Raw genomic sequence first — 24,668 nt, forward strand, 5'->3', positions numbered from 1 at the left:
AGGGGGCAGGGATGCCCCCGTGCATTCCTGTTCCCTCGAATCGGTTGGAGGAACAGAAATTATGTGTGGAATTGTTGGATATATTGGACTTAATGATGCGAAAGAAATTCTATTAAAAGGTCTTGAAAAGCTTGAATACCGCGGTTACGATTCTTCAGGGATTGCTGTCAAAAATGATTCAGGTGTGACAATCTTTAAGGAAAAGGGACGAATTGCAGACCTCCGTGGAGCTGTGGATGAAAAAACTATTGCACATACTGGAATAGGTCATACGCGCTGGGCCACTCATGGTGTGCCAAGTCGTGATAATGCTCATCCTCACCAAAGTAATTCAGGTCGCTTGACTTTAGTTCATAATGGGGTCATTGAAAACTATGCGATTCTAAAACGGGAATATTTGAAGGATGTTGCTTTTAAAAGTGAGACAGATACGGAAGTCATCGTTCAACTTATAGAGAAGTTTGTAAACGATGGTATGGAAGTAGAAGAGGCGTTCCGTCAAACACTCACTCTTTTAGAAGGCTCATATGCCATTGCCCTTTTAGATGCTGAAAATGATGAAACCATTTTTGTCGCAAAAAATAAAAGCCCGCTGCTAATTGGTGTAGGAAAAGACTTTAACGTTGTCGCTTCTGATGCAATGGCTATGTTGCAAGTCACAGATCAATTCCTTGAACTGATGGATAAAGAAATGGTTATAGTGACAAATGAAGAGGTAACGATTAAGAATCTTTCTAACGAAGAAGTTTTTCGTGAGCCATTCACTGCTGAACTGGATGCGAGTGATATTGAAAAAGGTACGTATCCTCATTATATGCTTAAAGAAGTCGACGAGCAGCCTGCTGTCATACGTAAAATTATTCAAGCTTATCAAAATGAAGAAGGCAAACTGGCAATCGATTATAGTATTGCAGAAGCAGTAACTGAGGCTGACCGTATCTATATCGTCGCTTGTGGAACTAGCTATCATGCAGGCTTGATTGGTAAGCAATTCATCGAAAAAATGACTGAAATTCCGGTTGAAGTCCATGTAGCATCGGAATTCACATACAACATGCCGATATTATCGAAAAAACCGCTTTTCATCTTCATATCCCAAAGTGGAGAAACTGCGGATAGCCGTGCGGTATTAGTGGCAATTAAAGCGCTTGGTCATAAAGCATTAACCATTACAAACGTACCGGGCTCTACATTGTCACGTGAAGCGGATTATACGCTCTTGCTGCATGCTGGCCCTGAAATTGCAGTTGCCTCTACAAAAGCTTACACAGCTCAAGTAGCTGTATTGGCTATATTAGCAAATGTTTCTGGACAATTCCGTAACCTAGAGTTTGATTTCGACCTTGTTAAGGAGCTTGGAATTGTTGCGACAGCAATGGAAGCTCTATGCGATTCGAAAGAAGAGATGGAAGCTATTGCCCATGAATATTTGTCTGTTACAAGAAACTGCTTCTTCATCGGCCGGTCCCTTGACTACTATGTTGGTCTTGAAGGGGCGCTTAAGCTGAAAGAAATCTCTTACATCCAGGCAGAAGGCTTTGCTGGTGGTGAGCTTAAACATGGAACAATTGCCTTGATTGAAGAAGGTACACCTGTTATAGCTCTTGCTACGCAAGCAGGCGTCAACCTAAGCATCCGTGGTAATGTCAAAGAAGTCGTTGCCCGTGGTGCTAACCCATGCATTATTTCTATGAATGGGTTGGAAGAAGAAGATGATCGCTTTGTCATCCCGGAAGTGAACGAACTATTAACACCCCTTATCTCTGTTATCCCGATGCAACTCATTGCGTACTACGCTGCCTTGCACCGCGAATGTGACGTGGATAAACCACGTAATCTTGCGAAAAGTGTAACGGTTGAGTAAGCTGGAATGAATATAACGTGCCTTATGTAGTTTTGAAATAAAGTTTAACCGTTTTTTCAAAAGTTGCACCGTTTCACCCCTTTGGATATGATTATCTAAAGGGGTGTTTTTTTATGCCTAAAAGAGCGAGAACATCTAAAGTTGATAAGTGGATTAAAGAAGGCCGAGGAATAGGAATTGGTGTGCAGTGACAATAAATTTGTTTGAAAAATAATAAAGTCATTTATACCATCTATCAAATCTATCGGAAGGTAATTGCTGCATCTTTAAGAGCAAAATTAAACAGCTTTATTATATAAACACACAATGAGGTTAGATTGCAAAGCGATTGTGCATTGTCGAAATTGAAGAAGAAGTAAAAAAACTATGGATGAACAAAAGGCGATTTTTGAGATGTCTAGGTATCCTGTCAAAGATACGGATGAGGTTGCGAATGGTGCAATTGATGTCATGACGTATTGGCATGAAAAATTACATCGTTCAAAAATAATTTTTTATTTTAGGAGAGAATGACATGGAAGTTTTTATAGAATATTTAGCGAGTATTGATAACCCGCAACATCGGGACCGAACGGAAGAAGTTTTGGTTTGGGTAACTAAGAAATTCCCAAATTTAATGCCAAAAATTGCGTGGAATCAGCCTATGTTTACCGATCATGGCACATTTATTATTGGCTTTAGCGTAGCCAAACATCATTTGGCTGTTGCCCCTGAAAGGGCAGGGATTATTCATTTTTCTGATGAAATTGTGCAGGCTGGTCATGATCACACCAAGCAGTTGATACGTATCCAGTGGGATAGTCCGGTTAATTTCTCATTACTTGAGAAAATGATCGAGTTTAATATTTTGGATAAGACGGACTGTTCAACTTTTTGGCGGAAATAAAAAAATCGGATTATTCGGGGTTCAGTTCAATTAATTTTAATCAAACTTTATTAAAAACCAACACCTTAGAATTTATTCTAAGGCACGTTTTTTTATGCTTGTTTTTAGGAATCGGTGAGAGTACATGAATTATTAGGTAATCTCTATTCCTTCATAGTTTTATAGATTCACTTGTTATGCGAAATCCAAATATCAACCATCCTAAGGGTGTTTTGTGCAATGGCGGGACTTATAGAGAAAGGTACTCTAAAGGTTTTTGGAAAATTCCTTTTTCGAGCCATTGCGACAATAAAGGAATATAAATATTGTTTATAGGTAAAAGAAATTATTATCACTTTTAAAAATAGGAAAAAGGAATGCCTGGATAGAATCCGGGCTTTTTGTTATGTCAAAAAAATATCATTAGATACCATTTACCTGTTCTGTTCAGAGGGACGTGTAATGAAGATCGACATGCTTCTGTATTTTTTTGGATAAAATTAGGTAAAAAGAATTATGTATTGTTATTTATATTGTGACTATTGTTTAATTAAATAATAATAAATGCCTATATAAGCTAAATACTTACCACTTTTAACCGATTAATTATGGGGATACATAAAACAGTATAAGTTAGGTGGAAAACATGATTATTTTGAATGAGCCCATTGTGTCACCAATTCTTCTAAAGGTATTAGAGAAACAGCAGATTCCAGTGTTGGAGCATGGGCGATGGAGAAACACACTATCATCAGAAAAGCTAAACATTCAAAAAGATACGGAGTTTTTTAAGTCTATGGAAATGGGCAAAAGGATTCTTACAAACTCTGAGAATGGCATTACATTATTAGGTCATTTTCAACCCAATAGCAATGAATACATATGGTCTAAGTTATTAAAAGATAAGAGTAAGGTTCGTAATCTAACGAAATCATTATATCCTGATTTCTATTTCCAAGAAATTGATCTATCCATAATAAGTGATATGGATAAAAAACAAATTCCGTTTCCTGTGGTTATCAAACCTAATATTGGCTACTCAAGTGTAGGGGTACACAAAGTTAAGAATGAACAGGATTGGGATATAGCCGTAAGCCATTTGAAGGAAGATTTACTGCATTCCGATGGATTGTATGATTCAACAGTAGTAGGTTCTCAGACTGTTTTAATAGAAGAGTGGATTCAGGGAGAGGAATATGCCATTGATGGTTATTTTAATCAGGATGGTGAACCAATTATATTGAACGCGTTTAAACGTTTATTTAAGGATGATTATGATACATCCGATCGAATCTATTACACGTCGAAGATAGCAGTAAATGAAATCTATGATGATGCCCTACAGTTTATGAAGAAAGTCCAAACTGTTCTACCCCTAAGGAATTACCCTGTACACTTTGAAATTCGCAAAAAGGGAGACAGGGTTATTCCCATAGAAATTAATCCCTTGCGTTTTGCGGGAGCGGGCACAACAGATCTAGGGTATCATGCCTATGGGATGAATATGTATGAACACTATTTCTTAGGGACGAAACCTGATTGGAATCGAATATTGGAAGAGATGGACGATAATATTTATAGCTTTTTCTTTGCAGAGGTTCCATTGGAAATAAATTTAGAAGATGTTGAACGGATTAATCATATAGGACTTCAAAATGAGTTTGAACATATTTTGGAATATAGACAGCTTCCTTTTCAAAATGATCGAAGTATGGCAATCATCTTTTATAGAAGTGAAGATTTGAACAAGAATCTTCAATTGCTTCATTTAGATTTATTTCCTTTTCTAACTATAAAAGAGCTGGCTTTAATCTAAGGAGGATGTAAGGTTGAAAATTTCAAAGCTAAATCCAAAACGATCTTTACTAGCTAAATTATTCGTATTCTACATAATTCCGTTCGTACTATTTGCAGGTGCTATGGATTTTTGTTTTTCATATATTACTAATAATATGATTAATGAAAATGTCCTTCCACAATTTGATGAGCGGCTATCTGAAAATGCCCGCAGTTTGGCTGCAAGCATTGATCCGGATTTGATAGAAAATGCTTCAGATCAGGGAGGAGCTATCTTGGGAAAATTAGATGCCTTCGTTGAAAAGAGAAAAGGCATTGAATATGTTTATGTCCTGAAGCGGGAGAATGATTCAGATGTCATTGTGGCCTTGAATGGCAGCAAGGATTTCATGGTGGAATCCCCGTTTACACCAGAACAGGCAAAATCGATAAATGGAAAAGAAGAAGTGTTAAGTGAAATCTATAACGATAAATGGGGCACACACAAGTCTTACTTTACACCTATCGAAGGAACGGATGCTATTGTAGGTATTGATATGGATGCTTCGTTTATTCCTGAGATGAAAAGCAAAATGATTGTCTTTAATATTCTATTTTTAATAAGTGCAGTATTATTGGGTGCTATAAGCGCTTATGTTATAGGGAGACAAATTTCCCGTCCTGTTAATGAACTAGTTGGTTTCACAAGTGAAATGGCAGTAGGGAATTTAAGTAAACCTATCACTAGTGTTCGACAAGATGAAATTGGGGATCTATCACACGGGTTTGAAGATATGCGAGTGAGCTTGTCCCATATTATTCAAAATGTCCGTGAACGTGCTCAAACGATGAATAAAACCACAGTGTCCATTCATCAATCTTTTGAAGAGATGGTAGAATCCTATGATCAGATCGTAACAGGGACAACGGAAGAAGCAAAAGCTTCAGAAGAACGGGCCCACCATATTGACCGAATTTCTAATATGATCAGTGATTTAACGGATACAATTCGTTTAATGAGCGAGCAAACGAATACAATGAACGAATTTACACTACATACGAACAAACTTGCTGAACAGGGGAGTAAACAAGTACAGGATGTAACGAGTCAGATGGATAAAATTATGGGAAATGGCCAAGCGAGTAAAGCCAATTTGGTGAGCTTGGAAGAGGATGTAGTTAAGATAAATGAAGTGATTGGTTTAATACGAATCATTGCTTCTCAAACGAACCTGCTATCCTTGAATGCTTCTATTGAAGCTGCACGAGCGGGGGATGCAGGCAGAGGTTTTGCTGTAGTTGCCCACGAAGTGCAAAAACTGGCTGTACAAACAGATGAATCCATTGATGTTATTTCTGAATCTATCATGCGAATTAATGAACAAACCGCAAAGGTTATCCAAAATAATGATGAGAGCTTCCAAGATATATTAAATGGAGTATCCTTAGTGGAGAACAATGGTGAGATTTTCAATAAGATTTTTGATTCTGTAGAAAAACTATTGAAAGGAACAGAACAATTAGCGCACCATTCGCAAAAAATTAATGTATCCTCAGATGAAAGTTTAGCATCTATTCAGGAAATCGCTGCAATCTCAGAAGAGGGAGTAGCAACAACTGAACAAATTTCTGCTGCTGCTATTCAACAAAGTAACATTATGACCGGATTAAAGGCACAAAACAGAGACTTGGCAAAAGAATCAGCCTTATTAGAGGAAATGGTCGAAAAGTTTATTACCGAAAAATAAAAAAGGTAAGATAATCATTAAAAAAACTCACTGAGAAAGGCGTCAGTGAGTTTTTTATAAATTAATAAGCAGTCCAGCCGGCATCAGCTGTAACAACTGTTCCATTCACGAAGCTCGAGTCATCAGAAGCCAGGAATAAAGCTACTTTAGCAATCTCTGTAGCATCTCCCACACGAGGGTTGACGTTGATTCCAACCATTGCTCTCTCCATACCAAAATCATTTGGCTGATTAATGGTTGTACCGATATTTGTGGCTACGGCCCCTGGGGCAACGGCGTTACAACGGATACCTTTTGTTGCATATTGGAAGCCAACGTTTTTTGTAAAACCCATTACAGCATGTTTAGCAGCTGTGTAGGCAGCACCTGCTCTTGAACCGAATAATCCGCCAGCAGAGGCAATGTTCACAATTACTCCTGCTTCTTTTTCAAGAAAGATTGGAAGGGCTTTTCTTGTTGAGCGCATTACACTCGTTGTATTGATTGCAAATTGCCGTTCCCAATGTTCATCTGTAATTTCAGCAGCTGGAATGAAGTTATCCATGATGCCTGCATTATTTACTAAAATGTCCAGAGTACCATATTTTTCAACAGCAAGGTCGATCATGGCTTGTACGTCCTCTTCTTTAGCAACGTTAGCTAAGATGGAAGCAGCTGTGCCACCGTTTGCTTCGATAACAGAAACGACTGCTTGTGCCGCTTCTAGATTAATATCCGAAACGATTACTTTTGCTCCTTCTTTTGCGTAAAGAACCGCGATTTCTTTCCCCATACCAGATGCAGCGCCTGTAACAACGGCTACTTTCCCTTGTAATTTCATATTTGTTCCCCCAGATTCATAATGTTTAATTACTGGATACTTAATGAACACTTGTTTGTTAACTTTCAATATCTATATTATAATCCCCTATATAAAGAGGTACAATCAGCAAATAAACCATAATTTGTTTATTAATAGACAAATAAATGAAAGTATGTGCATTAAAATGTGTTGGAGGTTATGAAATGGATAGGCGGGTAAAAAAATCTATAGCTGCATTAAAAGAGGCCCTTATATCTTTAATGGTTGAAAAAGAATTTAGAGAAATAACAATTTCAGAAATCGTACAACGAGCGGATCTTAATCGTGGCACTTTTTATAAGCATTTTCAGTACAAAGAAGACTTGTTTAATGACGTGATTGATGACGTGATGAATGACTTAATTGAATCGTATCAAGCACCTTACAAGACTATTGAGGTTTTGGATATAGAACGGTTGCAGTCTTCTACTATACGTATTTTTCATCATGTAGAAAATCATAGGACCTTTTACCAAATGATATTGAAGCCAACGGCCTTGTCTGGTTTTCAGAACAGATTGGGGACTGTCATAAAACAATTATCTCTAGAGGACTTATTGGTAGGAAGTGATGACAAAGCCATTAATAAAGACTTGCTTGCTAGTTATCATGCTTATTCTATATTGGGAATGATCATACAATGGGTACAGGATGAATTTAAAAATACACCTGAATATATGGCTGAGCAACTTGTTAAAATCATACATTATCGGCCGATAGGAGTAACAGTTCCTAAAAAGTAAAAAAGTGCTTATGTGGTCCGACCCACTTTAGTATATAGAAGTTGATTGAAGTCGAATTTTAAGAGTATTAAAAATTGCTTGAAAAAAGTTTACTTAAACTATTTGCAATCGCTGCCATTTAATGTTATGCTTAGTCTTAATTATTTTTGTTCGGTACTAAGGATACTAAAAGTACTACTTTTCGTTTTCGATGATGACTTAGAGCAAGGATAGTAATACAATGTGCTTAAATGCACTAGGAGGCAACAACAATGGAACAAGGTAAAGTGAAATGGTTTAACGCAGAAAAAGGTTTTGGATTCATCGAACGCGAAAACGGAGACGACGTATTCGTACATTTCTCAGCTATCCAAAGCGAAGGTTTCAAATCTTTAGACGAAGGTCAAGAAGTTACTTTTGAAGTAGAGCAAGGTCAACGTGGACCTCAAGCTTCTAACGTTCAAAAAGCATAATTTCAAAACAAATAAAGACAGATCCTAGTTATAGGGTCTGTCTTTTTGTTTTGTAAAAAGAAAGTCAAAAAAACCTGCTCAAAGATTGAGCAGGGTAAATGGTACAAGTAAAGTAAAACGCTTAAAAGGTTTGACTAAGTATATCATAGTTTTTCAAAAAAATACTAAATTAATTATTTTATTCTATTAAGGCATTGGGATAGGAAAGTACGGAAATCATTAGATTGAAGGGACATGAGGGAAGCTCATATCCTTTCAATCTTTTTTTTCATTAGAAGATGATTAAAGAAAAAATTGATACGATTCAGGGGATATTTGATAAGACATTTCTTAACCATTTTAGAATGAAGCCTTCTATGACACCTATAAAGGTATAGAGAATAATAATACAGAGGTCAGGTTGCCAAAATAGGCACTTTGACCTCTCTTCGTTTATACAACAATAAAATTTATGAGTTATGAACGATTTCTAGTCATGCGTTGATCTGATCTTGGTGTATGTGGATGAAGTTCAAATTGAAACAAAAGCCAGTGTTTTTCATATATAGTCATATATGCCGCTTTTATCAAGTCTGCTTTGGGGAGGAAGTAAGTTTCTTTTACATTCAAATCTAGGTTTGAATATTCAGCAAATTATGGTATATTATAATCAAACGCATATTTGAATGAGGGGGGTGAGAAGATGGCGGAAATGAAGGATATGTGTGATGTTCACCTGCATGATGAAGTAAAGGTGAACTGCATTCAAGAAGAAATGAGCCAGGTGAATATCTCTAGTATATCGAAGCTGTTTAAAGTTATCGGTGATGAAAACAGAGCGAAAATTGCTTATGCGCTATGTACGGATGAGGAGTTGTGTGTGTGTGATTTGGCGAATATCATTGGTGCCTCAATGGCGACAACCTCACATCATCTTCGTACCCTATATAAACATGCAATCGTAAAATATCGAAAAGAAGGTAAGTTAGCATTTTATTCATTAGATGATCATCATATAAAACAATTAATTCTTATTGCATTAGAACATCAGCAGGAGGTGAGGGTCGATGGCTGAATCCCAATCAAAAACGTATCGAATTCAAGGTCTATCCTGTACGAATTGTGCGGCTAAATTTGAAAATAATGTCCGTGACCTTGAGGGAGTGAAAGTTGCCAAAATCAACTTCGGGGCTTCGAAGATTTCGATTCAAGGAAGTACAACAATTGAAGAAATTGAAAAAGCGGGAGCCTTTGATAATCTTAAAATCCGGGATGAACAAGAACAGGTTATGGAAAAGGAACCGTTTTGGAAGCAAAAAGAAAATATTAAAGTAGTGTTTTCTGCTATCCTTCTTTTAATCAGTTGGATATTGGATAAACAATATGGTGATGGAAGCAACATGTCAGTGATTGGCTATGCGGCTGCAATTTTAGTTGGTGGATATTCACTATTTATCAATGGACTGAAAAATCTTGTCAGACTGCGCTTTGATATGCACACCCTAATGACGGTTGCAATTATTGGAGCAGCTGTGCTGGGTGAATGGGGCGAGGGAGCAACAGTCGTTATTCTGTTTGCAATCAGTGAAGCGCTGGAAAAATATTCGATGGATAAAGCCCGGAATTCTATAGAATCATTAATGAATATAGCTCCTAAAGAGGCCTTGATTCGTAGGGGACATCACGAAATGATGGTTGCTGTTGATGAGATTGAGGTGGGCGACACCATGATTGTCAAACCCGGTCAGAAGCTCGCTATGGACGGCAGGATCACGAAAGGTGCCTCGACACTGAATCAAGCAGCCATTACAGGGGAATCAGAGCCAATATTTAAAACGGTTGAGGGTGAAGTATTTGCTGGAACCTTAAATGGTGAAGGACTGCTGGAAGTGGAGGTCACGAAACGAGTAGAGGATACGACGATTGCAAAAATCATACATCTTGTTGAAGAAGCTCAGGCTGAAAAAGCTCCTTCCCAGGCATTTGTTGATAGATTTGCAAAATTCTATACGCCCGCCATTATGCTGATAGCGTTGGCCATTGCCGTTATTCCGCCGCTTGTCATAAACGGGGAATGGAGTGAATGGATTTACCGAGGATTGGCTGTGCTGGTTGTTGGTTGTCCATGTGCTTTAGTTATCTCTACACCAATTGCAATTGTAACAGCCATCGGAAATGCTGCGAAAAATGGTGTACTGATTAAAGGCGGAGTCCATTTGGAGGAAGCTGGAGCCATAAAGGCGATTGCGTTTGATAAAACAGGTACTTTGACAAAGGGAATACCTGAAGTGACTGATTTCACGGTATTGGTTGACGGGGTGAGTGAACAGGAAGTTCTAGGGATTGCTGCAGCTTTAGAAAGTTGTTCACAACATCCTCTTGCCACGGCCATTCTCCAAAAAGCAGAGAGCCAGAACATGGACTATCACTCTCTAGTGGTCGAGGATTTTACCGCAATCACGGGTAAAGGTATAAAAGGAACAATAAATAGAGAAGTCTATTACATTGGGAAACCACATCTTTTTGAAGAAGAGGGCGGTTTAGCCTTTTCTGAAGATGTTCGTATCCAAATAAATGATTATCAAAATGAAGGAAAAACGGTGATGGTGCTTGGCAATCAAATAAAACTCCTTGCACTGATTGCAGTTGCGGACGAAATAAGGGAAAGCAGTAAGGAAGCAATCCGGAAACTGCATGCTCTCGGGATTGAAAAAACGATAATGCTGACCGGGGATAATATCGGAACAGCAAAAGCGATTGGAGCAGAAGCTGGCGTTCATGAGATTCAAGCGGAGCTATTGCCGCAAGATAAACTGGCCTTTATCAAACAATGGAAACAGAAATATAATCGAGTGGCTATGATTGGCGATGGTGTCAATGATGCACCGGCTTTAGCGGCTTCCACGGTTGGGATTGCGATGGGGGGAGCGGGGACGGACACCGCCCTTGAAACCGCAGATATTGCCTTAATGGGTGATGACTTATCAAAGCTGCCTTATACGATACGCCTAAGTCGTAAAACGTTAAAAATTATTAAGCAGAACATCACATTTTCGTTAGCGATTAAGATTCTGGCTTTACTATTGATAGCACCAGGCTGGTTAACACTGTGGATGGCAATTTTTGCAGACATGGGAGCAACGTTATTGGTCACATTGAACAGTCTTAGATTGCTAAGAATAAAAGAGTAATTGAATATGGCTTCCTGGTTCCTTTTAAAGGTGCAAGGAAGCCTTTTCTTGTACTGCTTCAAAATGTTTCATGTGAAACTGATAATTCACATACAGTTCAGAAGTTTTTCACTCAACAGTAAAGCAATTGAATGGGCGAGTACAACGTCGCCAGATGAAGTGATCGATCGTTATCGAAACCATTATTGAGAAAAGAGGAAGGGATGTACAGAAACGGTTCGATACTGGAAGAGTCCTGGTATCGTATAAAAAAGGCGGATATATAGCTGAATCTGAATTTCCACTATGGCTCGAGTTGCTTAATGAAAATGACGAGGTAAAAGAGGGTAAAGTAGAGCGGGACGATTAATAAACGATAGAATTCAATCCTATAAGGTCGAAAGAAAATAAGAAACCAATAGAATATCAAAAATACCAGGTCTGAATATGGCCTGGTATTTAATATGTTGAATTTTCTTTTAAGTAAAAGGAATCCTAATAAGAACATTTTTGAATGCAGAGCCAAGCAATCGTTATGCATGTTCTATGTAGTGTGCTACAATGTGGCTGACTTTTAATGAGGCATAGGATGATCCTGTGTGATTGTTAAATTGAGTATGGCAGTTACAGGAAGGGATTTGAAAGAATGGAATTAGAGCAAAGGGCAATCTTAGTTGGGGTAAACCTCAATAGCCAAAAGGATTTTGATTATTCAATGGAGGAATTGGCTAATTTAACGGAGGCCTGTGAGGTAGAGGTTGTCGGGACGATCACACAGAATTTGCATCGGGTGAACTCATCACATTTTATTGGAACCGGAAAGATTGAGGAAGTAAAAAATCTTGTGGAGTATAAGGAAGCGAATGTCGTCATCTTTAATGATCAGTTGTCGCCTTCACAACTTCGGAATCTGGAGAGGGACATGGATTGTAAGGTAATTGATCGGACAATCTTGATTCTGGACATTTTTGCACACCGAGCAAAAACAAAGGAAGCCCAGCTTCAGGTAGAATTGGCAAAACTTCAATATATGCTCCCACGTCTCGTTGGATTAAGGGAGTCATTAGGTCGTCAGAGTGGTGGAGTTGGTACAAACAAAGGTGCTGGGGAAAAGCAGTTAGAGCTTGACCGTAGGAGAATAGAGGAAAATATAAGTGTTTTGAATAAAGAACTGGAAGAACTTGTTGCACACCGTCAAACGCAGAGGAAGCAGCGGAAAAAGAATGCCATCCCAGTCGTTTCTTTAGTCGGTTATACGAATGCAGGGAAATCCTCGATCATGAACGCTTTGATTGAAATGTTTTACCCAACAACCGAAAAGCAGGTTTTGGAAAAGGATATGCTGTTTGCTACGCTTGAGACTTCCGTGCGAAACATTCCTTTGCCGGATAATAAGGAATTTTTACTGACGGACACGGTTGGTTTTGTTTCAAAACTACCGCATCATCTTGTGAAAGCGTTCCGTTCAACCTTAGAAGAAGTGGTCGAAGCTGACTTATTGATTCATGTTGTTGATTTTTCCAATCCCAATTATGAGCAGCAAATAGAGATTACAGATCAAACTTTGAATGATATAGGCATTAAAGAAATTCCAACTATTTTTGCTTATAATAAAGCAGATCTGACTGAAATAGATATCCCGCAGGTGAATCGTGACTCTGTTTATATGTCAGTGAAAAACAAAGTAGGCATACAGGAATTGATCGATCAAATCCGAGGACATGTTTTTGTAGACTATATTCGCTGTGAGATGCTGATTCCGTATGACCAGGGACAGTTGGTATCCTATTTCAATGAGCATGGTCATATAACGGAAACAGAATATGATGAGAATGGATCTAAATTAAAACTTGAGTGCAAGAAAACAGATTATGAAAAATATCATCAATACGTTATTAACTCTAAGTAATCGTTTTGTTGATAATATGTGTATAAGTTGTTAGCAAGTTGTTAATGACTGAAAATTCACTATTGAACCTGTGTATAGTTTTTTAAGAAAAATACAATACTTACTGGAAAACGTTGAAATAACTCAGTATTTCTTGTTATCCACATATTATTTTTATGTGGATAACCTGTGAATAAAATTAAAAAGCCTAGAAAATTGCATTCAATATTTTCTAGGGCTTTTTAATTTGTGGACAAAGTGTTGATAAGTTAGTTTTATTAAAAAAATTCAGTAAGTGTGATGAATATTAAGTAAGGTTTGTAGAAAAATGACGATGTTTATCATTTGTTGTTAGGAAATATCACATGGTTATTACATAGTGCACATTAAACAGTTAACAATATTTTACACTTTGTATAATGTAACTTGCTTTTTATCATTATAAAATAAAGAATACTCAATTTATCTGGTTATTACCAGATTGTGAGTTTTTAAGAACGATTGGGGGGGCTTTTAATGGCCAAAGGAAGCAGAGACCAAGGCGTGATCATCAAGAAAATAAAAGAAAATAATAAACGGAATGTGAGATTATTGGCAATTATATCGTCGTGACTGTCTTTCTAAATAGAACGATGAAGAACGACAGTGGGTTACTGCCATAAATTCTCTAATTGTAAGGATAGGAAATGCTATTTTAGAATACATGCAATTCCTCCCTTTTTATTTTTCACAAATAAATTTTTGGAAGGAGAATAGTAGATGAGTATGACGAGTCCGTTAAAAGATGGTCTGGCGATGAACTTTCAGGAAGTGGAGAGGGGGTTAACCCCACGTGAAGCTTTGGAAGAATCGAATCGATGTTTATACTGCTATGATGCCCCATGTATTCAAGCCTGTCCGACAGGGATAGATATTCCAAGTTTTATTAAGAAAATAGCATCAGGGAATTTTAAAGGATCGGCCAAGACGATCATGACAGCCAATCCAGTCGGTGCCAGTTGTGCGCGAGTATGCCCGACAGAAGAATTATGTGAGGGGGCATGTGTCCTAAACCATTCTACAAAGCCAATCATGATTGGCAATCTCCAGCGTTATTCCACAGATTGGGCCATCCAAAATAAACAAGCTCTATTCAAGGCCGGGAAGAAGAATGGCAAAAAGGTTGCCATTGTCGGAAGCGGACCTGCGGGCTTATCTGCAGCAAGGGAATTAGCCTTGCTTGGCTACAGTGTAACCATTTTCGAAGCTGAAAAAAATCCAGGTGGATTAAATACGTACGGTATCGTATCTTTCCGTTTGCCACAGAGCATTTCTTATTGGGAAGTTGAACAAGTAAAGAGTTTAGATGTTGAAATTAAAACGAATACGAGGGTTGGTGTTGATGTTTCTGCTACCCAGCTAACCACCGACTATGATGCCGTTATTTTGGCGATTGGTATGTCTGATGTTCCAAAACTTGGAATTGAAGGAGAAGACCTGGCTGAAGTATATGATGCAATCGACTTCGTCAAGGCAACGAAAACAGAGGCTATCACTGATAAATTCGTTGGGAAGAAGATGGCGGTCATTGGAGCTGGGAATACAGCGATTGATGCAGCAACCTGTTCTGTACGTCTTGGTGCCGAACAAGTTGGAATTATCTATCGTCGTACCCAGAAGGAAATGACAGCTTACGATTTTGAATATGAGTTTGCTAAACAGGAAGGTGTCGGGTTTCACTGGCTGACGAACCCTTCTAGGATTATTTCAGATAGCAATGGTCAGGTAACGGGTATCGAGTGTGTAAAAATGGTGCTTAGTGAGGCAGGAGAAGATGGTCGCCGTCGTCCTGTACCGATTTCTGGATCAGAATTTGTTATACCTGTCGATGGCGTTATCCGTGCTATCGGCCAATCTAGATATGTAGGACTGATTGAACAGTTTGGCATTGAGCATGATGGAGGCGTCGTAACATTAGAAGGAGACTCATATAAAACGTCGAATGAAAAAGTATTTGCCTGTGGTGACGTTATTTTTGGAAAAGGCCAAGGTGAGGCAATGGTTGTTTCGGCTGCCCAGCAAGGGAAGAAGACAGCCTATGAAATTGACCGGATTTTAATGAGCGAAGCGGTAGATATTGCTTAATAAAAATGAAAATTAGGAGGCTTAACATGGCTGATTTATCAATTGATCTTGCGGGTATTAAATCTCCCAATCCTTTTTGGCTGGCGTCGGCACCACCTACTAATTCGGGGTATCAAGTGCAGCGGGCATTTGAGGCTGGCTGGGGAGGAGCCGTTTGGAAGACGTTGGGAGATCCTATTCTGAATGTCTCATCACGTTTTGCAGCTGTGGGTTTTAATGGCCAGCGAGTAGCTGGTTTCAACAATATTGAATTGATTACGGATCGACCACTTGAGGTGAACTTAAAAGAAATATATGAAACGAAAAAACGTTTCCCTGACCATGCAATCATTGCATCAGTAATGGTCGAACCGCATCAAGATAAGTGGCATGAAATTATCAAACGCATAGAAGACGTGGGGGTTGATGGTTATGAATTGAACTTTGGCTGCCCGCACGGTATGGCTGAGCGGGGTATGGGCGCTGCTTCTGGACAGGTTCCTGAGCTTGTGGAAAAGCAAACATATTGGGCAAAGGAAGCGGCATCGAAACCTGTCATTGTCAAACTTACTCCGAATATAACTGACATCACGGTTACTGCGGAAGCCGCTATACGCGGTGGAGCGGATGCAATTAGTATGATTAATACGATTAACAGCCTGGCAGGAGTGGATATCCATTCATGGAATACGATTCCCCATGTAGGCGGTAAGGGTGCCCATGGCGGGTATTGTGGTCCTGCTGTGAAGCCGATTGCTTTAAATATGGTTGCAGAATGTGCAAGGAATCCACTGATTAATGTTCCGATATCGGGAATCGGTGGAATATCTAATTGGCAGGATACGGTTGAATTTTTATTGATGGGTTCAACGGGGGTGCAAATTTGTACTGCTGCCATGCATCACGGTTTTCGAATTGTCGAGGACATGATTGATGGTCTGTCTAATTACCTCGATGAAAAAGGGATATCCTCTGTGATGGATATTGTTGGTAAGTCTGTACCCCGTTATTCCGATTGGGGAAATTTAGATCTTAATTATAAGGTAGTGGCGCGCATTAATAATGATGTATGCATTAACTGCAATAAATGTCATATTGCCTGTGAAGATACTTCACATCAATGTATAGATATGTTAAAAGACCCGTCAGGCAGCCCATTCTTACGAGTCCGTGAAGAAGATTGTGTCGGATGTAATCTTTGTTCGATTGTATGCCCGGTTGATGGGGCAATCGACATGATTGAACTGACAAGTGATTTGCCTCCAATGACTTGGAATGAACGTCAGGCATTCCTTGGGAACATCGGTAATGAAAGTGTTGATTTCGTAAAATAATGGAGGAGATTATATATGAAGAAGATCATGAAGAAAATTATTAAAAATGGAACAATTGCAACGGCTGCAGATACGTATCAAGCGGATATTTTAATTGAAAATGAAATCATTACAATGATTGGTAAAGACCTTTCAGCAGAGGGAGCGGAAATCATTGATGCAAAAGGCGCGTATATTTTTCCAGGAGGTATTGACCCACATACCCATCTTGATATGCCGTTCGGTGGGACTACAACAAAGGATGATTATGAAACAGGTACGATAGCTGCTGCATATGGAGGTACGACTACGGTCATCGACTTTTGTTTGACCGAAAAAGGGGCGCCATTAAAGAAATCTATAGAAACGTGGCACGAAAAGGCAAGTGAAAAAGCAGCAATAGATTATAGTTTTCATTTAATGATTAGTGAAATTAATGATAAGGTTCTGGCTGAGTTGCCAAGTATCATCGAGAATGAAGGGATTTCTTCGTTTAAAGTGTTTATGGCTTACAAGAATGTTTTTCAAGCCGATGATGCGACACTTTACCGTACACTGCTTCAAGCGAAAGAACTTGGCGCACTTGTCATGGTCCATGCTGAAAATGGCGATGTGATTGATTATTTAACAAAACAGGCGCTTGTTGAAGGTCATACTGATCCGATTTATCATGCGTTAACAAGGCCTCCGGAACTTGAAGGAGAAGCAACGGGACGAGCAGCCAAGTTGACGGAGATGGCAAACAGTCAGCTTTATGTCGTTCATGTCACATGTGAAGATGCGGTTGAAAAAATTACAGAGGCAAGAAATAAAGGGGTTGATATTTGGGGTGAGACTTGCCCGCAATACTTGGTCCTTGACCAAACCTACCTTGAAAAGCCCAATTTCGAAGGATCTAAATATGTATGGTCTCCTCCATTAAGGGAAAAGAGAAATCAGGAAGTACTATGGAACGCTTTAAAAACAGGCCAGTTGCAAACGATAGGCTCCGACCAATGCTCTTTTGATTTTAAAGGTCAAAAAGATCTTGGGCGTGAAGACTTTACGAAAATCCCCAATGGTGGTCCTACAATAGAAGACCGAATGAGTATTCTGTTTTCGGAAGGAGTCAAGAAAGAGCGTATCACCTTGAATCAATTCGTGGACATCACTTCAACCCGGGCAGCCAAACTTTTTGGATTGTTCCCTAAAAAAGGAACGATTGCTGTAGGATCAGATGCGGATATTGTCATCTTTGATCCAAAGGTGGAGCGGACTATTTCTGCAGATACTCATCATATGGCTGTCGATTATAATGCGTTTGAGGGAATGAAAATAACAGGTGAACCGGTTTCTGTTTTATCACGCGGTCAATTTGTCATTAGAGAAAAGCAATTTGTAGGTGAGGCTGGAAAAGGGCAATTCTTGAAACGGGCTAAATATAACACGTCGCTGGAGTCGGATTCAGAGCAAAAGCTTCCTGTCTAAAACGTCTGTAAGGAAAAACAAGCAAATTAATATTGGGGGATTTTATATGAGTGAGAAGAAAGATTATTTAAAGTCTCCCGATTTGCTGCCTATACCTCATAGTGAGAAGAACATAAGTGCAGCCGGTTTTGGATTTATTTGGGTAGGAATGGCTGTAGTATTGGCCGCCTTTGCAATTGGCGGTAACGGTGTACAAAGCTTAGCGCTTGGTTGGGTCGTGCTGGCAACGGTCATTGCTTGTGTAGTTCTTGGCTTTTTGATGACAATGACAGGAGATATCGGGGTTGAGCATGGCATCTCTTTCCCAGTCTATATGAGGGCGCCATTCGGTACGATCGGTACCCATATTCCATCGGTTGTTAGGGGGTTTGTTGCCTCATGCTGGTTCGGTCTTAACACCTACTTCGGTGCAACTGCAATGAATGCAATCTTTGCAACCCTTTTTAACTTTGATAATTGGTTTATCTGCTTCCTCATTTTTGCCGTTTTACAATTAGTTAACACGGCAATGGGAATCAAGTCGATTGAACGATTTGCTGACTTAGCAGCACCAGTCATCATCTTGATTTCAGGCTGGATGTATTTTACTCTTTCCGATCAAGCTGTGGCCCAAGGAAGAGATGTATGGACCTGGATTGAAAGTCCGGTAACTGGAGGTGCAGCGGCAACGGCTTTCATGGTCGTCATAATGGCTAATATGGGATTTTGGGGTACGTTGGCGGCGGATATGCCGACACTTTCTCGTTATATCAAGGCACCTAAAAATGAAAAAAATTGGTTCAGGCGCAATAAGGGGCAGGTTATTGGGAATATTATTACCTATCCCATTACTCAGACGTTCATGGTTATTATCGGAGGGGTTTCTTACATGGCTGTTTCCAATTATGATCCCGTCGTTGCTATACAAGGATCGGCAAGTGGAATTGCTCTTGGAGTCCTTTTAATCATGATAGTTTTTGCTCAATGGTCGACGAATACTACTGCCAATGTAATCCCGGCAGCTACCATTTTCTCAAATATCATGGGTCCTAAAATGCCTTTTTGGGCGGGAGTTGTTGTCGCCGGGTTTATTGGAATCGTAGTTCAGCCATGGAGCTTGTTCGGCATAATAATAGAAGTTTTGTTAATTGTAGGTGGAGTTTTAGCATCTATTGTTGGCATCTTGGTGGCTGATTATTATTTCCTTCGTAAACGACGTGTTAATGTACCAGAACTATATGAAAGTGAAGGTCAATATAAATACTTGAATGGTGTGAATTGGGCGGGAATCATTTCTTGGGCGATTGGTGGAATAGGTGCCACAGTTTTTTCAAACTATTCGTTTATTGTGGGATTCGTGCTTGGTAGCGCAAGTTATTATGTATTGGCAAAATTTTGGTGGTTTAAGAAATATGAACAAGCCGAAATTATTGACCCAAGTGATGAGAAATATTTAGGTATATCAATAGGGAGGGATTGGAAAATCGAAAAGGAATTAGAAATTGAAAAAGAATTGGTTATTACGACTGCTACTGGCGGGGAGAATGTGTAAAAAAGGGGGAGTAGAAATGTCCGAATATCAAGAGTATCGCTTAGAAAGGGAACAAATTGATTTTTTACTTGAAAGAGGATATCGAATCACCCGAGTCTCGGAAAATTTAAGTGGGGCTTTTCTCGATTTCGAACTGATAGAAGGTACGAAGCAGGAATGGAAGCAGTTGAATATCAAAACCCCGGAAGGAAGAAAATACTTCTCAACATTGCTTTTCAGGAAGTTGCATTAAAATTCACGTATAAACTTGAAATTCTGGCCTATTCGTTAAATGAATAGGCCACTTTTGTGTAGCTGTCTTGAATCAAAGTTCGAGAATGCTTTTAAACCTAAGAAATCAATATTCTTGGCTTTCTGATAGAAATGATAAGATAGATAGCCAATAGATATAGATAATCAATGTAGAATTTGAGTTCATAGCATCATTTTGAACATAAGTGATGAATTTTTTGTTGAATTTTGACGTTAGATTTTCTGACAAGTGTCTGGAGATTTATAGACTGTCCGTTTATAATAGATTTTATAGCAGTTTTATAGAAGGATGGTGGATGGATGAATGAATACTTCGATTACAATCGAGGAAATTCTAACGCGCAGGCATTTTAATCAGACGGATATAATCGCCGGCAGCAGTGGAATAAAGCGTCAAGTGAAATGGGTCCACTGCATGGAAGTCACCCAAATCAGCCACTTGTTAAATGGAAATGAACTGATTCTGACCACCGGTTTGGGGTGGAAAGATTGTGATAGCACATTTCTTTCCTATTTAAATCAGCTAATTCAATGTAATGCAGCAGGACTGTGTATAGAGATAGGTACCCGCACCATGGCAATTCCCCAATGTGCGATAGATCTTGCAGATGAACACCAATTCCCTATCATCCTATTTCATCAAGAAGTTCCATTCGTAGAAATTACTCAGGATATTCATTCCCTAATCATTAATAAACAATATCAAATGATCTCCAACTTAGAGAACTACTCCCAGCAGCTAAATAAAAATCTCCTCGAAATTGACCATTATGAATCAATTCTAAAATTTCTCCATAACTATTTAAATGTACAGGTTATTCTTATCTTTAATGAAAACGATATAGCCAGTATTCCAAAAATAAAGAAAAAAATAACCTATCAAATGTTAGTGGAAGTAAATGAAGAAAAGAGAACTTTGAACAAAACCGTTCTTAGACAACCGATTCAAGTGCTCGGTGAGAATTATGCGGAACTGCTCATTTGCAGTAGCGATAGAGAGTTGACGGATTTTGATTCACTGATCTTGGATCGGACAGCCACCGCTTTGGCTCAGCATCTATTACGGGACTTATATATAGAAGAAAAGAAAATGTCAGAAGAAAGCAAATGGCTAACAAACTGGATTGAAGGGGAGTATAGCGACGAAGCAATCCGTGAGCGGCTTTCCTATATTGATCCGAAAATGCAGCTAGATGGCGGGATTGTTTGCATTTGCAAACAACATCCACGGTATAATAAAAGTTCAACAAAATTAGATGGAACCTATTTTAAGATAATGTTTAGGACAGTTTTTGAACAATATGGTTTTCAGATTTTCTCTATGGAAATTCATCAGCACCTTGTCTTCATCCTAGGCGATAATCGTTCATCCGAAGATTGGAAAGGAAGGGTGACAAGTGCCTTGGATCGTATTATGAAAATGGATGTCAGCGGACGTAATCGTATGAGCCTGCTTACTATTGGGTTTGGAAAACACGTTCAAAAGTTAAGTGAGATTTATAAAAGTTATGAAACGGCTCGTGAGACTTTATTGCTTCAGGATACCTTACCAGAGGAGAACAGAAGCTTTTTTTATCAGGACTTACATATGTATCGTATGATTTCTCTAATCAATAAGCATGGTAATTTGGAAGAAACCGTTCATGAATATTTAGGTCCTGTTATCGAATATGACAAACAAAATAACGGTGAATTGATGCCTACCTTGAAGACCTATCTCGCTTGTAATGGATCGAAACAGGAAACTTCAAAACAACTATTTATTGTCCGGCAAACACTGTACCATCGGCTAGAAAAATTAGAAAAACTATTAGGGTCAAATTTTATGCGCTCAGATCAACGCCTTGGCATCGAATTCATGATTTTTGCCTTGGATTACTTACAGAACAGTAGTAGGAAGACTAGTGGGGAATATATGGATAAATATGTGGGTAAATAGAAAAAAACCAAGGGTGTTCAAAGGACATCCTTTTTATAATGCACTGAAAGGGAGTTGGAGTGGCAAGTTAATATATTTGTGATTTCTCGGAAATGTACTGACATCAAAAAGTTGGCCTTTACAGCTTCTTGATGTCAGTATCTTTTTTTTAATATTCATCTTTTTTGGAAAGGCAGTGGTCACATTCCATGAGGTAAGATTCAGCTTGTTCAGTGATTTGATCACCACACTCGGGACATTGTTTAGGTGGCAGGGTTCTAAAGAATTCCAACGGATTTTTAGTTTGCATGATAGTTTCCCCCTTTTAATTGTTTAGTAGTCTTCGCGTTTAGAAAGGCAGTGGTCACATTCCATGAGGTAAGATTCAGCTTGTTCAGTGATTTGATCACCGCACTCGGGACATTGTTTAGGTGGCAGGGTTCTAAAGAACTCCAACGGATTTTTAGTTTGCATGATAGTTTCCTCCTTTAAATGGTTTAGTAGTCTTCGCGTTTAGAAAGGCAGTGGTCACATTCCATGAGGTAAGATTCAGCTTGTTCAGTGATTTGATCACCGCACTCGGGACATTGTTTAGGTGGCAGGGTTCTAAAGAACTCCAACGGATTTTTAGTTTGCATGATAGTTTCCTCCTTTAAATGGTTTAGTAGTCTTCGCGTTTAGAAAGGCAGTGGTCACATTCCATTAAGTAAGATTCAGCTTGTTCAGTGATTTGATCACCGCACTCGGGACATTGTTTAGGTGGCAGGGTTCTAAAGAACTCCAACGGATTTTTAGTTTGCATGTGGTTCCCTCCTTTTAATTTGGTTAAACTAGTCTTCACGTTTGGTAAGACAGCGGTCACATTCCATTAAGTAGGACTCAGCATGTTCGACAATATGATCACCGCACTCAGGGCAATGTTTAGCAGGGATATTGTTGAAAAATTCAATGGTTTTTTTCGTTTGCATGATTATTTCCTCCTTTTAATGTTTTTATATTTTTTCTTAAAATGATTTATTCTTCACGTTTAGAAAGGCAGCGATCGCATTCCATCAGATAGGAATCTGATTGTTCAACAAGTGTTTCACCACATTCCGGGCAATGTTTAAATGAATGGTTTATTAATAAACTTGATTGATTTGTTTGCATGTCTCGCTCCTCCTCTGTATAGTACAGTTTTTGTTGTTTGCTTGTTGTTATAATACAGTATATACCCGGAATTGGAAAATGTATAGGTATTTTACAGAAAATTTAAAAAATATTTCAGATTGAGCACAAAAACCCTATAGGAATAGGGTTTTTGTTAATATTTTTTTTGTCATTTATTAAAAAAAATGAAAATCTGAAGAAATATATAGGTTGAGAAGTGAGGGAAATTAAGAGCGAACGAAAGGTTATGCAATATTCAATGAAATAAAATAGTGTTTTATGTAACAGATTGAAGTACAGATAAATTACACGAAAAACAAATTGATGGCTAACCTGTTTCTATTTCTATATGTCTTTTAGCTGCTCTAAAATGTCGGTAAGTTCATAAGACAGCAGTTAATATATGAAAGTTCCTGTGCAGGACTAATGAATATAACTTTTTCTCCTTTAAGCACCGATAAGCAAAAAACAGAGTGAATACTAGAAATATGAAACGATGGCTTGCATTCTCAACTTGTTAAAGTACGGCGGAAAATATCATCGTAAAGAAGGAAAGTATCTGACTTGTCAGTAGTGTTGCGTTCTTTTTTTTCGTGATCAGATACTTTTGATTCAAAAAAATGAATATTAAGCTCCTGAAAAGGGGGTGTGCGGTTTTAGTGCTTTAGTAAAGAGGTAACTTGGTAGTAGAAGTACATTAATGGGAGGTCGCATATGTCAAAAGTGATGATTATCATAAATCCATCTTCAGGGAAGGAAAAGGCAGGACAGATATTGCCGAACGCAGAAAGGGTACTCGGTGATATCTATGATCAAGTGATTGTTCGTAAAACCGAAGTCGAAGGTGATGCTATGGAGTTTGCTAAGGAATCCTGTGCAGAAAAATTTGATGCTGTCATTTCGATGGGGGGAGATGGAACAGTAAATGAGACAGTGAATGGGTTGGCCGAACAGAAGCATCGGCCTGTTTTCGGCATCATTCCACTAGGAACGGTAAATGACTTCGCTAGGTCCCTTGGCATACCGTTGGATCCTGATAAATCCATAGAGATGTTAAAAGAAGCACAGATTAAGGATGCTGACATCGGGAAGATCAATGATCGTTATTTCATGAATGTGCTGGCGGTCGGTGCAATTGCTGAGGCTACCTCTAATGTGACCGTTGAGCAAAAAACTCGTCTGGGCTCACTTGCTTATTTTATAGAAGGAGCAAAAACATTAGTCAAAAAGACTCCGTTTCCTTTAACTGTTGAACATGATCAGGGAAGGTGGTTGGGAGAGGCTTATTTATTAATTGCCACGATGACTAATTCAGTCGGAGGTTTCGAACAACTTGCACCCGAGGCGGAAGTAAATGATGGAAAGTTGCACACATTTATTATTAAAGATTTATCCCTTCCTCTTATTATCAAGATTATTCCGAGTTTAATAAAGGGCGAGGTAAAGGGACACGAAGAAGTAGAATATATTCAAACTTCTAAGCTGCATTTATCTACATCAGAGGAACTTGCAATCAATATTGATGGCGATGTAGGGTGTCTTTTACCTATTCAGGCAAATGTGTTGCACAAACACCTTCGTCTTTTTGTTCCGCGAACAATATGAATGT

General features: G+C 38.7%; 24 protein-coding genes. 17 read left to right on the top strand and 7 right to left on the bottom strand.

Going from position 1 to position 24,668, the window contains the following annotated elements:
- The first annotated feature begins 61 nt into the window (after positions 1–61).
- From glmS to JFV29_RS29135, 5 genes are all read left to right on the top strand, one after another.
- On the top strand, positions 62–1,864 hold the full coding sequence (glmS, locus tag JFV29_RS29115; RefSeq protein WP_201188249.1) for a glutamine--fructose-6-phosphate transaminase (isomerizing): 1,803 nt from the start codon (positions 62–64) through the stop codon (positions 1,862–1,864).
- A 366-nt stretch (positions 1,865–2,230) separates the two neighbouring features.
- Positions 2,231–2,377, top strand: coding sequence for a hypothetical protein (locus JFV29_RS29120; protein ID WP_201188250.1), 147 nt, complete (start codon positions 2,231–2,233; stop codon positions 2,375–2,377).
- Between the two features lies 1 nt (position 2,378).
- On the top strand, positions 2,379–2,750 hold the full coding sequence (locus JFV29_RS29125) for an iron chaperone (protein ID WP_201188251.1): 372 nt from the start codon (positions 2,379–2,381) through the stop codon (positions 2,748–2,750).
- 625 nt (positions 2,751–3,375) lie between these two features.
- On the top strand, positions 3,376–4,545 hold the full coding sequence (locus tag JFV29_RS29130) for an ATP-grasp domain-containing protein (RefSeq protein ID WP_201188252.1): 1,170 nt from the start codon (positions 3,376–3,378) through the stop codon (positions 4,543–4,545).
- Between the two features lie 13 nt (positions 4,546–4,558).
- The gene (locus tag JFV29_RS29135; protein ID WP_242486992.1) at positions 4,559–6,253 is read left to right on the top strand and encodes a methyl-accepting chemotaxis protein; all 1,695 of its coding nucleotides are present in this window, start codon (positions 4,559–4,561) and stop codon (positions 6,251–6,253) included.
- 61 nt (positions 6,254–6,314) lie between these two features.
- Here the strand turns inward: JFV29_RS29135 and JFV29_RS29140 are convergent, their stop codons facing one another.
- Complete coding sequence (locus JFV29_RS29140; RefSeq protein WP_056525958.1) at positions 6,315–7,073, bottom strand: SDR family oxidoreductase; 759 nt, start codon at positions 7,071–7,073, stop codon at positions 6,315–6,317.
- A 185-nt stretch (positions 7,074–7,258) separates the two neighbouring features.
- On the opposite strand from JFV29_RS29140, the gene JFV29_RS29145 reads away from it, so the two are divergent.
- From JFV29_RS29145 to JFV29_RS29195, 11 genes are all read left to right on the top strand, one after another.
- On the top strand, positions 7,259–7,837 hold the full coding sequence (locus tag JFV29_RS29145) for a TetR/AcrR family transcriptional regulator (protein ID WP_056525955.1): 579 nt from the start codon (positions 7,259–7,261) through the stop codon (positions 7,835–7,837).
- 251 nt (positions 7,838–8,088) lie between these two features.
- Positions 8,089–8,289 carry a cold-shock protein gene (locus JFV29_RS29150; protein WP_034304915.1) on the top strand — a complete coding sequence of 67 codons (201 nt, stop codon included), beginning with the start codon at positions 8,089–8,091 and terminating at the stop codon, positions 8,287–8,289.
- Positions 8,290–8,980: 691 nt separating this feature from the next.
- Positions 8,981–9,343, top strand: a complete 363-nt coding sequence (locus tag JFV29_RS29155; protein WP_376107593.1) for an ArsR/SmtB family transcription factor — start codon at positions 8,981–8,983, stop codon at positions 9,341–9,343.
- On the top strand, positions 9,336–11,459 hold the full coding sequence (locus tag JFV29_RS29160; RefSeq protein ID WP_201188253.1) for a heavy metal translocating P-type ATPase: 2,124 nt from the start codon (positions 9,336–9,338) through the stop codon (positions 11,457–11,459). The genes JFV29_RS29155 and JFV29_RS29160 overlap by 8 nt, the downstream gene beginning before the upstream one ends.
- Before the next feature lie 625 nt (positions 11,460–12,084).
- Positions 12,085–13,347 carry a GTPase HflX gene (gene hflX / locus JFV29_RS29165; protein WP_201188254.1) on the top strand — a complete coding sequence of 421 codons (1,263 nt, stop codon included), beginning with the start codon at positions 12,085–12,087 and terminating at the stop codon, positions 13,345–13,347.
- Between the two features lie 744 nt (positions 13,348–14,091).
- Positions 14,092–15,450, top strand: coding sequence for an NAD(P)-dependent oxidoreductase (locus tag JFV29_RS29170; RefSeq protein WP_201188420.1), 1,359 nt, complete (start codon positions 14,092–14,094; stop codon positions 15,448–15,450).
- A 26-nt stretch (positions 15,451–15,476) separates the two neighbouring features.
- Positions 15,477–16,763, top strand: a complete 1,287-nt coding sequence (gene preA, locus JFV29_RS29175; protein ID WP_056525941.1) for an NAD-dependent dihydropyrimidine dehydrogenase subunit PreA — start codon at positions 15,477–15,479, stop codon at positions 16,761–16,763.
- A 27-nt stretch (positions 16,764–16,790) separates the two neighbouring features.
- Positions 16,791–18,209, top strand: a complete 1,419-nt coding sequence (gene hydA / locus JFV29_RS29180; protein ID WP_201188422.1) for a dihydropyrimidinase — start codon at positions 16,791–16,793, stop codon at positions 18,207–18,209.
- A 46-nt stretch (positions 18,210–18,255) separates the two neighbouring features.
- Positions 18,256–19,740: an NCS1 family transporter gene (locus tag JFV29_RS29185; protein WP_201188255.1), complete on the top strand. Its 1,485-nt coding sequence runs from the start codon at positions 18,256–18,258 to the stop codon at positions 19,738–19,740.
- Positions 19,741–19,756: 16 nt separating this feature from the next.
- Positions 19,757–19,972 (top strand): hypothetical protein, encoded by a 216-nt coding sequence (locus JFV29_RS29190; RefSeq protein ID WP_053348238.1) that lies wholly within the window; start codon positions 19,757–19,759, stop codon positions 19,970–19,972.
- Positions 19,973–20,296: 324 nt separating this feature from the next.
- Positions 20,297–21,931: a PucR family transcriptional regulator gene (locus JFV29_RS29195; protein WP_201188256.1), complete on the top strand. Its 1,635-nt coding sequence runs from the start codon at positions 20,297–20,299 to the stop codon at positions 21,929–21,931.
- Positions 21,932–22,079: 148 nt separating this feature from the next.
- Here JFV29_RS29195 and yhfH (JFV29_RS29200) read toward each other — a convergent pair whose 3' ends face one another.
- The 6 genes from yhfH (JFV29_RS29200) to yhfH (JFV29_RS29225) are packed head-to-tail and all read right to left on the bottom strand — an operon-like array spanning position 22,080 to position 23,059.
- A complete protein-coding gene (gene yhfH / locus JFV29_RS29200) occupies positions 22,080–22,220 on the bottom strand; it encodes a protein YhfH (protein WP_082527586.1) in 141 nt (46 codons plus the stop codon).
- Positions 22,221–22,243: 23 nt separating this feature from the next.
- The gene (gene yhfH, locus JFV29_RS29205; protein WP_082527583.1) at positions 22,244–22,384 is read right to left on the bottom strand and encodes a protein YhfH; all 141 of its coding nucleotides are present in this window, start codon (positions 22,382–22,384) and stop codon (positions 22,244–22,246) included.
- 23 nt (positions 22,385–22,407) lie between these two features.
- On the bottom strand, positions 22,408–22,548 hold the full coding sequence (gene yhfH, locus JFV29_RS29210; protein WP_082527583.1) for a protein YhfH: 141 nt from the start codon (positions 22,546–22,548) through the stop codon (positions 22,408–22,410).
- A 23-nt stretch (positions 22,549–22,571) separates the two neighbouring features.
- Positions 22,572–22,712 carry a protein YhfH gene (yhfH, locus tag JFV29_RS29215; protein ID WP_082527583.1) on the bottom strand — a complete coding sequence of 47 codons (141 nt, stop codon included), beginning with the start codon at positions 22,710–22,712 and terminating at the stop codon, positions 22,572–22,574.
- Between the two features lie 28 nt (positions 22,713–22,740).
- Complete coding sequence (gene yhfH / locus JFV29_RS29220; RefSeq protein WP_098176682.1) at positions 22,741–22,878, bottom strand: protein YhfH; 138 nt, start codon at positions 22,876–22,878, stop codon at positions 22,741–22,743.
- A gap of 46 nt (positions 22,879–22,924) precedes the next feature.
- The gene (yhfH, locus tag JFV29_RS29225; RefSeq protein WP_082527581.1) at positions 22,925–23,059 is read right to left on the bottom strand and encodes a protein YhfH; all 135 of its coding nucleotides are present in this window, start codon (positions 23,057–23,059) and stop codon (positions 22,925–22,927) included.
- A 714-nt stretch (positions 23,060–23,773) separates the two neighbouring features.
- Here yhfH (JFV29_RS29225) and JFV29_RS29230 point away from each other — a divergent pair.
- Complete coding sequence (locus JFV29_RS29230) at positions 23,774–24,664, top strand: diacylglycerol/lipid kinase family protein (RefSeq protein WP_201188258.1); 891 nt, start codon at positions 23,774–23,776, stop codon at positions 24,662–24,664.
- The last annotated feature ends 4 nt before the right edge of the window (positions 24,665–24,668 follow it).

The organism is Peribacillus sp. TH16, assembly GCF_016651095.1.
In the GTDB taxonomy this organism is placed as follows: domain Bacteria; phylum Bacillota; class Bacilli; order Bacillales; family DSM-1321; genus Peribacillus; species Peribacillus butanolivorans.

Bases quoted from the DNA above. Each gene is read 5' to 3' on its own strand.
- glmS (WP_201188249.1), top strand. From the start codon at position 62: ATGTGTGGAATTGTTGGATATATTGGACTTAATGATGCGAAAGAAATT.
- JFV29_RS29120 (WP_201188250.1), top strand. From the start codon at position 2,231: ATGGATGAACAAAAGGCGATTTTTGAGATGTCTAGGTATCCTGTCAAA.
- JFV29_RS29125 (WP_201188251.1), top strand. From the start codon at position 2,379: ATGGAAGTTTTTATAGAATATTTAGCGAGTATTGATAACCCGCAACAT.
- JFV29_RS29130 (WP_201188252.1), top strand. From the start codon at position 3,376: ATGATTATTTTGAATGAGCCCATTGTGTCACCAATTCTTCTAAAGGTA.
- JFV29_RS29140 (WP_056525958.1), bottom strand. From the start codon at position 7,073: ATGAAATTACAAGGGAAAGTAGCCGTTGTTACAGGCGCTGCATCTGGT.
- JFV29_RS29145 (WP_056525955.1), top strand. From the start codon at position 7,259: ATGGATAGGCGGGTAAAAAAATCTATAGCTGCATTAAAAGAGGCCCTT.
- JFV29_RS29150 (WP_034304915.1), top strand. From the start codon at position 8,089: ATGGAACAAGGTAAAGTGAAATGGTTTAACGCAGAAAAAGGTTTTGGA.
- JFV29_RS29155 (WP_376107593.1), top strand. From the start codon at position 8,981: ATGAAGGATATGTGTGATGTTCACCTGCATGATGAAGTAAAGGTGAAC.
- JFV29_RS29160 (WP_201188253.1), top strand. From the start codon at position 9,336: ATGGCTGAATCCCAATCAAAAACGTATCGAATTCAAGGTCTATCCTGT.
- hflX (WP_201188254.1), top strand. From the start codon at position 12,085: ATGGAATTAGAGCAAAGGGCAATCTTAGTTGGGGTAAACCTCAATAGC.
- JFV29_RS29170 (WP_201188420.1), top strand. From the start codon at position 14,092: ATGACGAGTCCGTTAAAAGATGGTCTGGCGATGAACTTTCAGGAAGTG.
- preA (WP_056525941.1), top strand. From the start codon at position 15,477: ATGGCTGATTTATCAATTGATCTTGCGGGTATTAAATCTCCCAATCCT.
- hydA (WP_201188422.1), top strand. From the start codon at position 16,791: ATGAAGAAAATTATTAAAAATGGAACAATTGCAACGGCTGCAGATACG.
- JFV29_RS29185 (WP_201188255.1), top strand. From the start codon at position 18,256: ATGAGTGAGAAGAAAGATTATTTAAAGTCTCCCGATTTGCTGCCTATA.
- JFV29_RS29190 (WP_053348238.1), top strand. From the start codon at position 19,757: ATGTCCGAATATCAAGAGTATCGCTTAGAAAGGGAACAAATTGATTTT.
- JFV29_RS29195 (WP_201188256.1), top strand. From the start codon at position 20,297: ATGAATACTTCGATTACAATCGAGGAAATTCTAACGCGCAGGCATTTT.
- yhfH (WP_082527586.1), bottom strand. From the start codon at position 22,220: ATGCAAACTAAAAATCCGTTGGAATTCTTTAGAACCCTGCCACCTAAA.
- yhfH (WP_082527583.1), bottom strand. From the start codon at position 22,384: ATGCAAACTAAAAATCCGTTGGAGTTCTTTAGAACCCTGCCACCTAAA.
- yhfH (WP_082527583.1), bottom strand. From the start codon at position 22,548: ATGCAAACTAAAAATCCGTTGGAGTTCTTTAGAACCCTGCCACCTAAA.
- yhfH (WP_082527583.1), bottom strand. From the start codon at position 22,712: ATGCAAACTAAAAATCCGTTGGAGTTCTTTAGAACCCTGCCACCTAAA.
- yhfH (WP_098176682.1), bottom strand. From the start codon at position 22,878: ATGCAAACGAAAAAAACCATTGAATTTTTCAACAATATCCCTGCTAAA.
- yhfH (WP_082527581.1), bottom strand. From the start codon at position 23,059: ATGCAAACAAATCAATCAAGTTTATTAATAAACCATTCATTTAAACAT.
- JFV29_RS29230 (WP_201188258.1), top strand. From the start codon at position 23,774: ATGTCAAAAGTGATGATTATCATAAATCCATCTTCAGGGAAGGAAAAG.